This is a genomic window from Lysobacter sp. DMC97 (assembly GCF_056313745.1).
On the sequence record NZ_JBQUZR010000005.1, the window covers coordinates 331,757 to 346,251 of the forward strand.

The 14,495-nt window shown below is 69.5% G+C and carries 14 protein-coding genes; 4 read left to right on the forward strand and 10 right to left on the reverse strand.

All coding sequences use genetic code 11. The features are described from left to right. Positions 1-36 precede the first annotated feature (36 nt). The 8 genes from ruvA to aspS form a co-directional block, all read right to left on the reverse strand. On the reverse strand, positions 37-624 hold the full coding sequence (gene ruvA, locus ACT53Q_RS13125; protein WP_476187090.1) for a Holliday junction branch migration protein RuvA: 588 nt from the start codon (positions 622-624) through the stop codon (positions 37-39). Between the two features lie 28 nt (positions 625-652). Next, positions 653-1,240, reverse strand: a complete 588-nt coding sequence (locus ACT53Q_RS13130; RefSeq protein WP_476187091.1) for an LURP-one-related family protein — start codon at positions 1,238-1,240, stop codon at positions 653-655. A gap of 59 nt (positions 1,241-1,299) precedes the next feature. Next, complete coding sequence (ruvC, locus tag ACT53Q_RS13135; protein WP_476187092.1) at positions 1,300-1,845, reverse strand: crossover junction endodeoxyribonuclease RuvC; 546 nt, start codon at positions 1,843-1,845, stop codon at positions 1,300-1,302. Positions 1,846-1,870: 25 nt separating this feature from the next. Next, positions 1,871-2,602 (reverse strand): YebC/PmpR family DNA-binding transcriptional regulator, encoded by a 732-nt coding sequence (locus ACT53Q_RS13140; RefSeq protein ID WP_476187093.1) that lies wholly within the window; start codon positions 2,600-2,602, stop codon positions 1,871-1,873. A gap of 75 nt (positions 2,603-2,677) precedes the next feature. Continuing rightward, on the reverse strand, positions 2,678-3,343 hold the full coding sequence (locus ACT53Q_RS13145; RefSeq protein ID WP_476187094.1) for an esterase/lipase family protein: 666 nt from the start codon (positions 3,341-3,343) through the stop codon (positions 2,678-2,680). A gap of 94 nt (positions 3,344-3,437) precedes the next feature. Further along, complete coding sequence (locus tag ACT53Q_RS13150) at positions 3,438-4,031, reverse strand: SGNH/GDSL hydrolase family protein (RefSeq protein ID WP_476187095.1); 594 nt, start codon at positions 4,029-4,031, stop codon at positions 3,438-3,440. Beyond that, the gene (locus ACT53Q_RS13155; protein WP_476187096.1) at positions 4,028-4,543 is read right to left on the reverse strand and encodes an N-acetyltransferase family protein; all 516 of its coding nucleotides are present in this window, start codon (positions 4,541-4,543) and stop codon (positions 4,028-4,030) included. Before ACT53Q_RS13155 ends, ACT53Q_RS13150 begins: the two co-directional genes overlap by 4 nt. Positions 4,544-4,645: 102 nt before the next feature. Then, positions 4,646-6,415 (reverse strand): aspartate--tRNA ligase, encoded by a 1,770-nt coding sequence (gene aspS / locus ACT53Q_RS13160; RefSeq protein ID WP_476187097.1) that lies wholly within the window; start codon positions 6,413-6,415, stop codon positions 4,646-4,648. 133 nt (positions 6,416-6,548) lie between these two features. On the opposite strand from aspS, the gene ACT53Q_RS13165 reads away from it, so the two are divergent. Together ACT53Q_RS13165 and ACT53Q_RS13170 are read left to right on the forward strand one after the other, a co-directional pair. Then, positions 6,549-7,715, forward strand: a complete 1,167-nt coding sequence (locus ACT53Q_RS13165) for a DUF3011 domain-containing protein (protein WP_476187098.1) — start codon at positions 6,549-6,551, stop codon at positions 7,713-7,715. Between the two features lie 31 nt (positions 7,716-7,746). After that, a complete protein-coding gene (locus tag ACT53Q_RS13170; protein ID WP_476187099.1) occupies positions 7,747-8,412 on the forward strand; it encodes a DUF3011 domain-containing protein in 666 nt (221 codons plus the stop codon). 71 nt (positions 8,413-8,483) lie between these two features. On the opposite strand, the gene ACT53Q_RS13175 is transcribed toward ACT53Q_RS13170, so the two are convergent. Next, positions 8,484-8,792, reverse strand: coding sequence for an FmdB family zinc ribbon protein (locus tag ACT53Q_RS13175; RefSeq protein ID WP_476187100.1), 309 nt, complete (start codon positions 8,790-8,792; stop codon positions 8,484-8,486). A 238-nt stretch (positions 8,793-9,030) separates the two neighbouring features. Between ACT53Q_RS13175 and ACT53Q_RS13180 the strand changes: the two genes are divergently transcribed. Both ACT53Q_RS13180 and ACT53Q_RS13185 read left to right on the forward strand, forming a co-directional pair. Continuing rightward, positions 9,031-11,343, forward strand: coding sequence for a glycogen debranching protein (locus ACT53Q_RS13180; protein ID WP_476187101.1), 2,313 nt, complete (start codon positions 9,031-9,033; stop codon positions 11,341-11,343). Between the two features lie 563 nt (positions 11,344-11,906). Continuing rightward, positions 11,907-12,452 carry a hemerythrin domain-containing protein gene (locus tag ACT53Q_RS13185; RefSeq protein ID WP_476187102.1) on the forward strand — a complete coding sequence of 182 codons (546 nt, stop codon included), beginning with the start codon at positions 11,907-11,909 and terminating at the stop codon, positions 12,450-12,452. Between the two features lie 19 nt (positions 12,453-12,471). Here the strand turns inward: ACT53Q_RS13185 and ACT53Q_RS13190 are convergent, their stop codons facing one another. Then, the gene (locus ACT53Q_RS13190; RefSeq protein ID WP_476187103.1) at positions 12,472-14,487 is read right to left on the reverse strand and encodes an ABC-F family ATP-binding cassette domain-containing protein; all 2,016 of its coding nucleotides are present in this window, start codon (positions 14,485-14,487) and stop codon (positions 12,472-12,474) included. Positions 14,488-14,495: the final 8 nt, after the last annotated feature.

Genomic DNA, 14,495 nt, shown 5'->3' on the forward strand with positions numbered 1-14,495 from the left:
ATGGCCCTTCGGGTGCGTGGGAGTGGGGACGCAGAATCAGCGCAGCGCCGACTGCAGCGCCTTGCGGATGACAGTGGCGGCATCGTCGCCGGGCGCCGTGGCGTCGCGCGCCATGCGTGCGGCCTCCGCGGGCTTGTAGCCGAGCTGCTGCAGGGCGATCGTCGCTTCGGACTGCGCGTCGCCGATGGCGCCCGCATTGAGCGTGCTGCCGGCGCCGGCGAAATCGGCCGCGCGGTCGCGCAGTTCGACGACCATGCGCTCGGCGGTCTTCTTGCCGATGCCCGGGATGCGGGTCAGCGCGGTGACGTCGCCGGCCTGCACCAGCCGCGCGAATTCGTCGACGCTGACGCCGGACAGCACCGCCAGCGCGATCTTCGCGCCGATGCCGCTGACCTTCTGCACGTCGCGGAACAGACGGCGCTCGGCCTCGCGCAGGAAGCCGTACAGCGAGACGCTGTCCTCCTTCTGCGCGTAGTGCGTGAACAGCACGATCTCGCGCCCGACGTCGGGCAGGTCGTAGAACGTGCTCATCGGCGCCTCCAGCTCGTAACCGACGCCATGGACGTCGATCACCAGCCACGGCGGCTGCTTGTGGACGAGCACACCCCTGAGTCGACCGATCATGACCGTCTCCGTCGCGCGGCGGCGCGACTCACTCCTTCAACACCATGTCGATGCACATCACCGCGGCCATGATCAGGATGCGGACGTCGTCGTCCGGAGCCACGGCATCGGAGACCGACAGCACGTAGTTGTCGGCGCTGGTGAACAGTTCCTTGCCCAGGCCGGCCCACTTCTTGCTGACCCGCGCGAGTTCCTTGTCGCCCTTGAGGAACTGGAATTCCCAGCTGGTCCACTTGCCCTTGAGCACGCAGACCTCGTTCTCGCGGGCATCGAGCACGCGGAACGCACCGCCGATCGAGAACAGCTTCTGCTTGAAGCCGCCGATGACGCGGCCGTTCTCGTCCAGCACCTCGACCTTCGACAGGAACAGCGAGATGCCGCGGCGCACGGTCAGCGCCTTGCGGCCGTCGGTGCCGGTCAGCACGACCTCGAACGGGGTCATGCGCTTGTAGTCGGTAAAGCGGAACAGCTTGGTGAAGAAGCCGAGGTTGGGTTCGCGGCATTCCAGCAGCTTGGCGCCGCCGGACGGATCGAACACGTCGTAGTTGTTGGCGGCCTTGAAGATGCCGGCGTGTTCCTTGATCAGGAACAGGTTCTGGCGCAGGGCGGAATGCATGCGAACTCCGGAGGGAAACGAATGGGAAGGAGAGTGCGGGAGGTTGTCGGGGCGGGCGCTCAGCGCTTGCCCCAGGCCTGGCGCGTGCCCACGCCGAGCCGGCGCGCAGTCGCGCGCACGTGGGCGTGGGTGATGGCGACGGCGAGCGCGTCGGCGGCGTCGGCCTGGAGCTTGCCCTTCAGGTTGAGCATGAGTCCGACCATGTGCTGGATCTGGGCCTTGTCCGCGCCGCCGGTGCCGACGACGGCGAGCTTCACTTCCTTGGCGGCGTATTCGTGGACCGGCAGGTCGCGCAGGACCACGGCGCACAGCGCCGCGCCGCGCGCCTGGCCTAGCTTGAGCGCCGAATCCGGGTTGCGGGCCATGAATACCTTTTCAATCGCCACTTCGTCGGGACGATGGGCGTCGAGGATAGCGCCGAGGCCTTCGAGCAATCGCTTCAATCGGGCCGGGAAACCGCCGTGGCCATCGTCGTCGGCCTCGTCCGCCACCAGCAGCTTGATCGGCGCGTGGAACACGTGCGTCGCCTTGCCGGCCGCATCGACATCGATGATGCCCACGCCGGTGCGCTGCGAACCGGGATCGATGCCGAGGATGCGAGTCACGTCGATGCGCCCGGCGATCGCAGGCTCAGGCGTACGCGTCGGCGCCGAGCTCGGCGTTGGAATAGACGTTCTGCACGTCGTCCAGGTCCTCCAGCCAGCGCAGCAGCTTGACCACCTGCTGCGCGGTCTCGCCGGCGACGGGGCTGTCGTTGTCGGCGCGGTAGGTCACTTCGGCGATGTCGGCGGCGAGGCCCGCGGCTTCCATCGCGGCCTTGACCGCGGCGAAGGCGTCGGGCGAGGTCAGCACGTCGATCGCGCCGTCCTCGGGATACACCACCACGTCGTCGGCGCCGGCGTCGATGGCGGCCTCGGTGATCTTCTCTTCGTCGGCGCCGCCGGCGAACGACAGCACGCCGGTCTTCCTGAACATGAAGGACACCGAGCCTTCGGTGCCGAGGTTGCCGCCGAACTTGCTGAAGGCGTGGCGCACGTCGGCCACGGTGCGCACCTTGTTGTCGGTGAGGCAATCGACGATGACCGCGACGCCGCCGGGCGCGTAGCCCTCGTAGCGCACTTCCTCGTATTCGACGCCTTCGAGTTCGCCGGTGGCCTTCTTGATCGCGCGCTCGATCACGTCCTTCGACATGTTGACCGCGAGCGCCTTGTCGACCGCGCTGCGCAGGCGCGGGTTGCCGGCGGGATCACCGCCGCCGGCGCGCGCGGCGACGCCGATCTCGCGAATGATCTTGGTGAAGATCTTGCCGCGCTGCGCGTCGACCGCGTTCTTGCGCGCTTCGATGGAAGGACCTCTGCCCATGGGTGAACCGCACCTGAGTCGGAATGCCGAGCCGGGCATTTTACCCCAGTCCCGGGGCCGGCCACCGTCCACCAGTCATCCGGCGAAGCGGCCCTCGCGCAGGAACCGGGCGGTCCGGGCGGCGACCTCGGCCGACAGCACCAGCCCGCTGTGGCTGGCCGGGAGCACGCAGTGGTCGGTCAGGCCCTCCAGCCGGGTCTCGGCCACGGCCACGGTGCCGTCGGAGGCGCCGTCTAGCGTGGCGAACAGGCCGCCCAGGCCCTTGGCGCGGTCGCCGGCGATCACTCCGACCTCGGCCGAGCCGGTCCACGGCGGGCAGCCGCGCTCCAGCAGCGCCCGGCTGCGGCCCAGCGCCAGCCCCAGCGGCGGCCGCGCCGCCAGCCCGGCCGCGGCAGCACTGCCGCGCAGTGGCGACCCCAGGCAGACCACCCGCTGCACCGGCAGGTCGGGCGCCCGGCGCAGGGCTTCGAGGATGACCAGCCCGCCCAGACTGTGGCCGACCAGATGGCTCACCGGGTGGCGGCGCAGGTGCGCGATCAGCCGGTCGCCGGCAGTCTCGGGGTCGCGCCAGACGCTGGCGTAGCCGAAGACGGACGGCGCCAGGCCCTCCGCGCGCAGGCGCAGGGCGAACGGCGCCAGCCAGGCGCGGGCGTTCCAGATGCCGTGCACCAGCAGGACGGCGGGGGCTTCGGCGGGGGCGGGATCGGGAGTGGAATCGCGGCGGGAAGCGGACATCGACATCGGGTCGAAGCTCGGCGGTGGCGGGGGAATTCGTCCGGACATGGGCACGCCCCGGCGGCGACGCAACCATGCCGGAAGGGACAGGCCGTCGCGATCAGGGCGGCGGCGCGGCGGCCCGCAAGGCGTCGGCGACCAGCGTCCCGATCCGCGCGTAGCCGTCCGCGGTGAAATGCACGCCATCGGGCAACAGCAGGTCGCCGAGCGGCGCCTGCGACAGCGCGGCGTGCAGATCGTTGATGCGGAAGCCCGCCGCCTGCGCCAGCTCGACGGCGATGCGGTTGTACGCCGACACGTCGGCGGCGTACCGGCGCGACGCCTTCGCGGCGTTGTGCACGGCCTCGTCGATTGGCGTGGTCGTCGCCCAGATCACGGTCGCACCGCGATCGGCCAGCGCAGTGAAGATCGCGCGCAGGTTGCCGGCGTATTCGTCGGGCGTGGCGACCGGACGGCCGCGTCCGGGGTCGTGGCGCAGGTCGTGCAGGCCGCAGTTGAGGTGGATCAGGTCGAACGCGCCCGCCGGCAGCCACGCATCGAGCTGCGCACGCAGCTTGTGCGAGGACTCGCCGTTCTCGGCCGGCGACCACACCCGCCACGCCGACGGCAACGCGGCGCGCACGTACGGCTCGGCGCCCATGCGGATCGAATCGCCGACCAGCGCGACCCGCAGCGGGCGGGCGTCCACGCTCACGCGTCGCGCCGGAAGATGAACTCGTGGTCGTTGGTCTGGCCGACCGGGAACAGGTATTCGCCGACCCGGCCGAAGCCGTAGCGCGCGTAGAACCGCTGCGCGCCGAAGTTCTCGCTCCACACGCCCACCCACAGCGTGCGCGGGCCGTCGCGCAGCAGCCAGTCCATCGCGGTCTGCATCAGCCGCGCGCCCCAGCCGCCGTTGTGGGCGCGGGCGAGGATGTACAGCCGCTTGATCTCGCCGTCGCCCTCGCGCACGTCCGCGTGCGGCAGGCCGCACGGGCCGACGAGGATGTGGCCGATCGTCTCGTCGCCGTCCTCCAGCAGCCACACCGCATGGCGCGGATCCTCGAGCAGTTCGCGCTGCGTCGCCGGGATGTAGCTGGTATCGAGGAAGTACGCGAGGTCTTCCGGCGGATACAGCGCCCCGAAGGTCTCGGTGAAGTTGCGGCGCGCGATGTCGGCGACGCGTTCGGCATCGGCGGGCGTTGCGCGGCGGATGGCGTAGGTCATCGCGAACTCCTCTTTCCGGGACAGGTAGAGCGGCCTTCAGGCCGCTGTTTTTCGCTTGATCTCGAAAGAACAGCGGCCTGAAGGCCGCTCTACCAAAGCAGGTCACGCCTCGGTCGGACGCGGACGCACCTGCACATGCACCTCGGCCAGTTGCGCGTCGGGGATCGGCGACGGCGCGCCGGTCATCAGGCACTGCGCGGTGGTGGTCTTGGGGAAGGCGATGACGTCGCGGATCGATTCGCTGCCGGCCATCAGCGCGGCGATGCGGTCGATGCCGAAGGCGATGCCGCCGTGCGGCGGCGCGCCGTACTTCAGCGCGTCGAGCAGGAAGCCGAACTTCAGCTCCGCTTCCTCCGCGCCGATGCCCAGCAGGTCGAACACCGCGCTCTGCATCTGCGAATTGTGGATACGGATCGAGCCACCGCCGATCTCGTTGCCGTTGAGCACCATGTCGTAGCCGCGCGAGACCGCGGTCTTCGCGTTGGCGCGCAGGTCGGCGATGTCGTCGACCGCCGGCGCGGTGAACGGATGGTGCAGGGCGACGTAGCGCTGCTCTTCCGCATCCCACTCGAACATCGGGAAGTCGGTGACCCACAGCGGCTTCCAGCCGGCCTCGACGAGGTTCAGGTCCTTGCCCAGCTTCAGCCGCAGCGCGCCCATGAAATCGCTGGCGGTCTTGTAATCCGCGGCGCCGAAGAAGATCGCGTCGCCGGTCTGCGCGCCGGTGGCCTGCACGATCGCGGCCAGCGTCGCGTCGTCGAGGAACTTGGCGATCGGCGAGGCGATGCCCTCGCGGCCCTTCGCGGCGTCCTCGATCTTCATCCACGCCAGGCCCTTGGCGCCGTACTTCGCCGCGTGCGCGCCGCAATCGTCGATCTGCTTGCGGCTCAGCGCCGCGCCACCCGGGGCGCGCAGCGCGACCACGCGGCCGTCTTCATGGTTCGCCCAGTCGGTGAACACCTTGAATTCGCAGGTCTTCACGAGCTCGGCGATGTCGACGAACTCCAGCGCGATGCGCAGGTCCGGCTTGTCCGAGCCGTAGCGGCGCATGGCCTCGGCATACGTCATGCGCGGGAACGGGTCGGCCAGGTCGACGTCCATCACCTCCTTGAAGACGGTGCGGATCATCCCTTCGGTGGTGTCCTGCACGTCGCGCTCGGACACCCACGCGAACTCCATGTCGAGCTGGGTGAATTCGAGCTGGCGATCGGCGCGCAGCGCTTCGTCGCGGAAGCAGCGCGCGATCTGGTAGTAGCGATCGAAGCCCGCCATCATCAGGATCTGCTTGAACAGCTGCGGCGACTGCGGCAGCGCATAGAACTCGCCCGGATGCATGCGCGCCGGCACGAGGAAATCGCGCGCGCCTTCGGGCGTGGCCTTGGTGAGGATCGGGGTCTCGATGTCCTGGAAGCCGCGCTCGTCCAGCCAGCGGCGCAGCGCCTGCACCAGGCGGATGCGGGTGCGCATCGCCTGCTGCATCTCGGGGCGGCGCAGGTCGAGGTAGCGGTACTTCAGGCGCACGTCCTCACCCGGGTTCTCGTGCGCGTGGAACGGCAGCGCCTCGGCCTTGTTCAGCACTTCGATAGCAATGGGCACGATCTCGATCTTGCCGGTGCGGATCTTGTCGTTGACGGCGTAGCGCGCACGCACGGTGCCGGTGACGCGCACCGCATCCTCGGCGCCCAGCGCACCGGCGATCGCGAACAATTCGGGCTGATCGCTTTCGACCAGCACCTGCACGATGCCTTCGTGGTCGCGCAGGTCGACGAAGGCCTGGTGGCTCTGGGCGCGGGCCTTGTTGACCCAGCCGCACACGGTCACGGTCTGGCCGATCAGCGCCTCGTCGACGAGGCCGCAGAAATGGGTACGCATGGGGGAACTCCGGGTGTAGGATCGTCCGGCGTCAGCCGGGCCGCGCATTCTAGCGGTTGCGGCGCCCGCACGTGGCCGGAGCGGTCGGCGCGCGGGCCCGGCGCGCCATTCCCGCCGTCACGGAGACACCCGCATGTCCGCTCTGCCCCGCCGCACGTTCCGCCGCCCATTCCGGTACGCCCGGCACGCCCTGCCCGCCTTCGCGCTGCTCGCGGCGCTGGCCGCGCCCGCGCTGGTGCCGCTGTCCGCCGCCCAGGAACCCGGGGCGCCCGGCGACGTCGGCGCGCCCGGCATGGCCAAGGCCTACGCGCCGGAGCGCCTGTGGGAGCTGGACGAAGGCGCGCAGCGCCGTGCGATCGCCCAGGAATACAGCGACCAGTCCGACGGCCGCACCATCCCCGACGACCAGATGCGCTTCTACCTGGGCCAGGTGCGCTTCTCGCGCTGGACCTTCAGCCAGGTGCGCGCGGACATCGCCGAATCGCTGGCCGGCCACGGCGTCAGCGACGGGGCGGCGGCGAACACGATGCGCTGCGAGAGCAGCGACGGCCGCCAGCGCAACTGCACGACGACCTGGCAGGGACGCTCGAAGCTGGTACGGCAGTTGTCGAACACCGCCTGCGTGGAAGGCGAGAACTGGTCGTCGTCGCCGGGCCAGGTCACGGTCAGCGGCGGCTGCCGCGGCGAGTTCACCGAGGAACTGGACACCTCCGCCGGCGGCATCCGCTGCGAAAGCACCAACGGCCAGATGCAGACCTGCCCGATGCCGTGGTCGGGCAAGTCCAAGATCATCCGCCAGCTCTCCGGCACCCGCTGCGTGGCCAACCAGAACTGGTGGACCGCCCCGGGCCAGGTCCGCGTGACCGGCGGCTGCCGCGCGCTGTTCGCCTCGGTCGACGGCGAGACCGCGGGCTCGCAGATCCGCTGCGAGAGCCTGGACGGCAAATACCACGAGTGCGGCGACAGGCTGTACGGCACGCCGGAAGTGGTGCGCCAGCTCTCGGACACGCATTGCACCCTGGATCGCAACTTCGGCCTGCGCAACGGCAAGCTGTGGGTGAACCTCGGCTGCCGCGGCATGTTCAAGGTCAGCGACGGCTCGCGTGACGGTTACAAGGTCACCTGCGAGAGCGTGGACGGCAAGTTCAACGAATGCACCTGGGACCACAGCCGCGGCGCGCCGCGCCTGCTGCAGAAGCTGTCCGACCGCAGCTGCCAGCAGGGCTATTCCTGGGGCTACAACCGCCGCGCCAAGCTGTGGGTGAACTACGGCTGCCGCGCCGTGTTCGCGCCGCGCTGACCCGCTTCCCGCCTTTCCGGAGCCGCACCGCATGACGACCTTCCGCTTCCTCTCCGTCCTCCTCCTCGCGCTGGCCGCCACCGCGCCGGTCGCCCCCGCCGCCCGCGCCGAACTGTTCGACAAGGACACCGTGCGCTGCGAGAGCAAGGACACCCGCCGCGAGACCTGCAAGGTGTCCTGGCCCGGCCAGACCCGGCTGCTGCGCCAGTTGTCCGACACCGGCTGCATCGCCGGCCGCACCTGGGGCTCGGCCCCGGGCAAGGTCTGGGTGGCGGGCGGCTGCCGCGCCGAGTTCGGGCCGCAGTTCTCGGGCAAGGAAATCCGCTGCGAAAGCGCCGACGGCCACCACGAGACCTGCGGCCGCGATCTTTACGGCAACGCCGACCTGATCCGCCAGCTGTCCGACGCCCCCTGCCGCGAGGGCAGCACCTGGGGCCAGGGCAACGGCTCGATCTGGGTCGACAAGGGCTGCCGCGGCGTGTTCCGTGTGGGCCAGAGCAACGGCCGCTACAGTACCACCTGCGGCAGCGAGAACGGCCGTCGCCAGAGCTGCAGCTGGGACGCCCGCCGCGGCCGCCCGGTGCTGCTGGAGACGCTGTCGAAGTCGCCCTGCACCCAGGGCCGCAGCTGGGGCTACGACGCCCGCGGCGGGCTGTGGGTCGACGAAGGCTGCCGGGGCCGGTTCGGCGTGCACTGACGCCCGGGACCCGCAGCGCCCACGAAAAAGCCCCGCCGGTGCGGGGCTTTTTCATTGCGCCGAACGACAGGTCAGGTGCCGGCGGGCTTGGTGGCCGGCGCCGGGGCGGGCGCGGGAGCCGCCTCGGCCTTCGCGGCCGGGGCCGACTCGGCCTTGGGCGCGTCGCCCTTCTCGACGAGGTTGCGCTTGCGGTCGCCGTCCTTCTTGAAGTCGGTCTCGTACCAGCCGCTGCCGGAAAGGCGGAACGCCGGCGCGGTCAGCTGCCGGCGGACGCGCGGCTCGCCGCAGGCCGGACAGGTCTCGGGATCGGGGTCGGAGAGTTTCTGCAGGCGGTCGAAGGCATGGCCGCAGGCGTCGCACGCGAAGGCATAGATGGGCATGGGCGCGGAGAAAGGCTCGGAACGGGTGGGGAATCTGGCGTCCATGTTACCGATTTCAAGCGCAGGCCTCGCACGGAGGCGCACGAGCGGCGCGCCGGGGCCCTCGTCGGGCCCTCAAGGTGAATACGTTTGCACGTGCCCGCGAGGGCGGGCGCGACCGCGATGTGCGTTCGCACATCCGGCGATAGTGCCGGCGCGCGCAGGACCCGCGCGCCCCCACTTCCCGGAGAACACGACGATGCAGCACTGGATCAGGACCGTCGGCGCGCTGCTGCTGACAGCATGGCTGGCGCTATTGCCGCAAGCCGCGCACGCGGCGATCAACGCGCAGAACCTCGGCGCGAAATACGACGCCACCAACAGCAACATCACCTTCCGCGTGTATTCCTCGCGCGCCACCCGCATCGAGGTCTGGATCTACAAGACCGCCTCGGGCGCGCAGGAGAAGGTCAGCTACGTGATGACCAAGGACGCGGCCAACGTCTGGTCGAAGACGGTGTCGGTGGCGACCCTGCAGACCACCTACGGCATCACCGGCCCGGTCTATTACGGCTACCGCGCCTGGGGCCCGAACTGGACCTACAGCAGCGCCTGGACCAAGGGCAGCGCGACCGGCTTCGTGACCGACATCGACGCCAACGGCAACCGCTTCAATCCGAACAAGCTGCTGCTCGATCCCTACGCCCGCGAGATGAGCCAGGACCCGAACACGGCCACCTGCACCAGCGGCACGATCTACGCGTCCGGCGCCACCTACCGCAACCTCGACAGCGGCGCCTGCGCGCCCAAGGGCGTCGTGCTGGCGACCGACGCCACCTCGTTCGGCACCAAGCCCACGCGCGCCTTCAAGGACGACGTCGTCTACGAAGTGCACGCCCGCGGCCTGACCATGAACGACACCTCGGTGCCGCTGGCCAAGCGCGGCACCTACGCCGGCGCCGCGCTGAAGGCGTCGTACCTCGCCGGCCTCGGCGTGACCGCGGTGGAGTTCCTGCCGGTGCAGGAAACCCAGAACGACCAGAACGACATCGATCCGAACTCCGACGCCGGCGACAACTACTGGGGGTACATGACCCTCAACTACTTCGCGCCCGACCGCCGCTATTCGTCCGACAAGACCGCCGGCGGCCCGACCCGCGAGTTCAAGGCGATGGTGAAGGCGTTCCACGACGCCGGCATCAAGGTCTACATCGACGTGGTCTACAACCACACCGGCGAAGGCGGCGCATGGGGCGGCACCGACGGCCTGACCGTCTACAACCTGCTGTCGTGGCGGGGCCTGGACAACCCGACCTACTACTCGCTGACCAGCAACCTGCAGTACTCGTGGGACAACACCGGCGTGGGCGGCAACTACAACACCCACAACCCGATCGCGCAGAACATGATCGTCGACTCGCTGGCCTACTGGCGCGACACGCTCGGCGTCGACGGCTTCCGCTTCGACCTGGCCTCGGTGCTCGGCAACACCTGCGAACACGGCTGCTACAACTTCGACAAGATGGACGGCGGCAACGCGCTGAACCGCATCGTCACCGAACTGCCGCCGCGTCCGGCCGGCGGCGGCAGCGGCCTGGACCTGATCGCCGAACCGTGGGCGATCGGCGGCAACTCGTACCAGGTCGGCGGCTTCCCGTCGGGCTGGGCCGAGTGGAACGGCGCCTTCCGCGACGCCATGCGCAAGAAGCAGAACAAGATGGGCGTCGAGGTCGTCACCACCGGCACCCTCGCCTCGCGCTTCGCCGGCTCGTCCGACCTCTACGGCGACGACGGCCGCAAGCCGTGGCATTCGGTCAACTTCATGGTCGCGCACGACGGCTTCACCCTGAACGACCTCTACGCCTACAACAGCAAGCAGAACAGCCAGGCGTGGCCGTACGGCCCGTCCGATGGCGGCGAGGACAACAACATCAGCTGGGATCAGGGCGGCGTGGTGCTCGACCAGCGCCGCGCGGCACGCACCGGCATGGCGTTCATGCTGCTGAGCGCCGGCGTGCCGATGTTCACCGGCGGCGACGAGGCCCTGCGCACGCAGTTCGGCAACAACAACGCCTACAACCTCGACTCGCCGGCGAACTGGCTGTACTGGACGCGCAGCGCGATCGAGGCGAACCACCAGACGTTCACCTCGCGCCTGATCGCGTTCCGCAAGGCGCACCCGTCGCTGCGGCCGACCAACTTCTATTCGGCCTCCGACACCAACGGCAACGTGATGGAGCAGCTGCGCTGGTTCAAGCCGGACGGCGGCGTCGCGGATGCGGCCTACTTCGGCAGCAGCAGCAACCACGCCATCGCCTGGCGCGTCGACGGCAGCGAGTTCGGCGACAGCGCGAGCGCGATCTACGTCGCCTATAACGGCTGGTCGGGCAACGTGAACTTCACCCTGCCGTGGCCGGGCACCGGCAAGCAGTGGTATCGCGTCACCGACACCGCGACCTGGAACGAAGGCCCGAACACCGTCGTCGTGCCGGGTTCGGAAACGCTGATCGGCGGTGAATTCACCGTCTATGGATTGCAGGGCCGTTCGCTGCTGGTATTGATCGCGAAGTGAGTCCTCCGCATCGCGGGCGTGGCCGATGCCGCGCCCGCGATGCCGTTCCGCCCGCCGCAATGGCGAGGCGTGATCGATCTTCCTGACGAAGACGATCCGTCGCACGTATCGAAGCGACGCAAACCGGCCAACTCTGTCCCGCATCGACGCGGGACAGCATGCATTCCGACCGATCTGCCGCGTTGCGTCACACACCTCGACGCGTTGTGGAATCCAGGCACATCGCGTGTTGTCTTTCGTGGGCACGGCGCGTTCGAGAAACGCAACAGGCAACGATTCGCATCCACCCCGCTGCGTCGCACATGACGGGCGACGCAGCGATCCGCACGCGAAAATGCGTCCAACGTGCAGACTGCAATGCAGGAACTGCAACCGATTGCACGAAAATGCGGCGCGATCTGGCACCGCGCTTGCTCTTATCCGAAGCAAGGGAACACGACGTCGGAAGCTCGGCATCGCCCGGAAGGTCATCGAAGCGAACGCGCAGCGACGCCGCCGCGATCGACGATCGGAATCACATCCATGCAATTCCACCGGCGCCCCACGCCCGCGAGGTCGAATCGATGTTCACGTTCAACAGCCGCTCCACCGAAGCACGCGCCGCCCGCGACGACACCCGCACCCCGGCGGACGCGTCGCCCCCGACCGGCCACGATCCCGCGCTGATCGCGCATCTCGTCGCCGACCACGCGCTCCTGAAGGACCTGCTGGGACGGCTCGAGGATCTCGCGATCCATCGGCAGTACGCACGGATCCCCGGCACACTGCTGCGCTTCCGCGACGAAGTGGTGCGGCACATCGCGGAAGAGGATGCGCACTTCTACGGCCCGGTGCTGAACGCGCTGGAAAACGACGCCCCGGAACGGCAGCGGCTGGAGCGGGCACACGCGCGCATGGCCGGGATCGCGCGCCTCGCGCTGCTGTTCGTGAAGCACTACGACGGCATCTACGTGACCACCTCGACCCGCGAGGCATTCATGCGCGATCTCGACGTGGTCGCGTCGCTGCTGGCCGACCGCATCGAGCTGGAGGAAATGTCGCTGTACGCCCTCTACGAGCGGACGAACACCGCCGCCGCGACCGCGCCGCAGCTGCGCGTGGTCGGCTGAGCCGCGCCGGGCACGGCGCTCAGCCGTACAGCGCCAGCAGTTCGGATTCGGCCGCGTCCAGTTCGGCGCGCAGCGTCTGCTGCTCGCGGCCCAGATCGGCGGCGCGCTTGCCGCCATCGGCATAGGCCGCGGGTTCGCCCAGCTCCACTTCGATCGCCGCCAGCCGCGCTTCCAGTTCGGCGACGCGCGCCTCCAGTTTCGCCAGCTTGTGCGGATTGATCTTCTTCGCCGGCGCCGCAGGTGCGGGTGCCGGGGCCGGGGGCGCCACGGCCGGCTTCGCTTCGACCTTCTTCGCGTCGCCCTTCTTCGGATCGGCGGTGGCGCGGGTGCGCAGCCAGGCGGCGTATTCGTCGAGGTCGCCGTCGAAGGGCTCGACCACGCCGTCGGCGACGCGCACGAACGTGTCGCAGACCAGGCCGATCAGGTGGCGGTCGTGCGACACCATCACGATCGCGCCCTCGAAGTCGCTCAGCGCCTCGGCCAGCGCCTCGCGCATGTCCAGGTCGAGGTGGTTGGTCGGTTCGTCCAGCAGCAGCACGTTCGGCTGCCGCCACGCGATCAGCGCCAGCGCCAGCCGCGCCTTCTCGCCGCCGGAGAAGCCGTCGATGCTCTCGAACGCGCGATCGCCGGGGAAATACCACTTGCCGAGGAAGTCGCGGAACGCCTGCGTGGCGGTGTCCGGCGACAGCTCGCGCAGGTGGTCGATCGGCGAGGTGCCGGCCACCAGCGATTCCACCGTGTGCTGCGCGAAGTAGCCGATGCGCAGGTCCGGATGGGCGTAGCGCTCGCCCGCCAGCAGCGGCAGTTCGCCGACCAGCGTCTTCACCAGCGTCGACTTGCCGGCGCCGTTGGGGCCGAGCAGGCCGATGCGGTCGCCCGCCTCCAGGCCGAAGCCGACATCGTGGAGGATCGTCTTGGCTTCTCCTTCTCCCTCCGGGGGAAGCGCCTGCCCCGGACTCGATCCGGGGTGGCGCGCAGCGCCGGATGAGGGTGCGGCGGCCGCCGAAGGCGACGCCTGCCCGGGGCCCTCTCCCCAACCCCTCTCCCGGGGGGAGAGGGGCTTCAATGCGTAGCCGCAGTCCGCGTCATTCAATCGCATCAGCGCGAACGGCATCTTTGCCGGCGCCGGGAACTCGATCCGGAATTCGCGCTCGGCGCGCACCGCCTCGGTGCCGGCCAGCTTCTCCAGCCGCTTCATGCGCGACTGCGCCTGCTTGGCCTTGCTCGCCTTGGCCTTGAAGCGGTCGATGAACTTCTGCAGGTGCGCGCGCTCGACCTGTTCCTTCTCGAACGCGATCTGCTGTTGCCGCAGGTGCTCGGCGCGCTGGCGCTCGAACTGGGTGTAGTTGCCGACGTACAGCTTCGCCTTGCCGTCGTGCAGGTGCAGGATGTGGGTGACGACGTTGTCGAGGAACTCGCGGTCGTGCGAGATCACCAGCAGCGTGCCGGGATAGCGGCGCAGCCAGTCTTCCAGCCAGACCACGGCGTCGAGGTCGAGGTGGTTGGTCGGTTCGTCCAGCAGCAGCAGGTCGCTGGGCGTCATCAGCGCCCGCGCCACGTTCAGGCGCACGCGCCAGCCGCCGGAGAAGTCGGACACGGGCTTCGGATGCGTCTCGGCCGGGAAGCCCAGGCCGTGCAGCAGCTTGCCGGCGCGGGCGCTGGCGTCGTAGCCGTTCAGTTCTTCCAGCCGGTGGTGGGCCTCGGCGACGGCTTCCCAGTCCTCGGCCGCGAACGCATTCGCCTCGGCCTGCACCGCCGCGTGCACCGCGGCGTCGCCGCTCAGCACGAAGTCCAGCGCCGGGTCCGGCAGCGACGGCGTTTCCTGCGCCACGCTGGCGATCCGCGCCTTGCCCGGCAGGTCCAGATCGCCCTTGTCGGGCTCGACCTCGCCCATCAGCGCCGCGAACAGCGAGGACTTGCCGGTGCCGTTGCGGCCGACCACGCCCACGCGCCAACCGGCATGCATGGTCAGGTCGACATCGGACAACAGCAGGCGCTCGCCCCGGCGCAGGGCGAAATTGCGGAAGGAAATCATGGGGATGC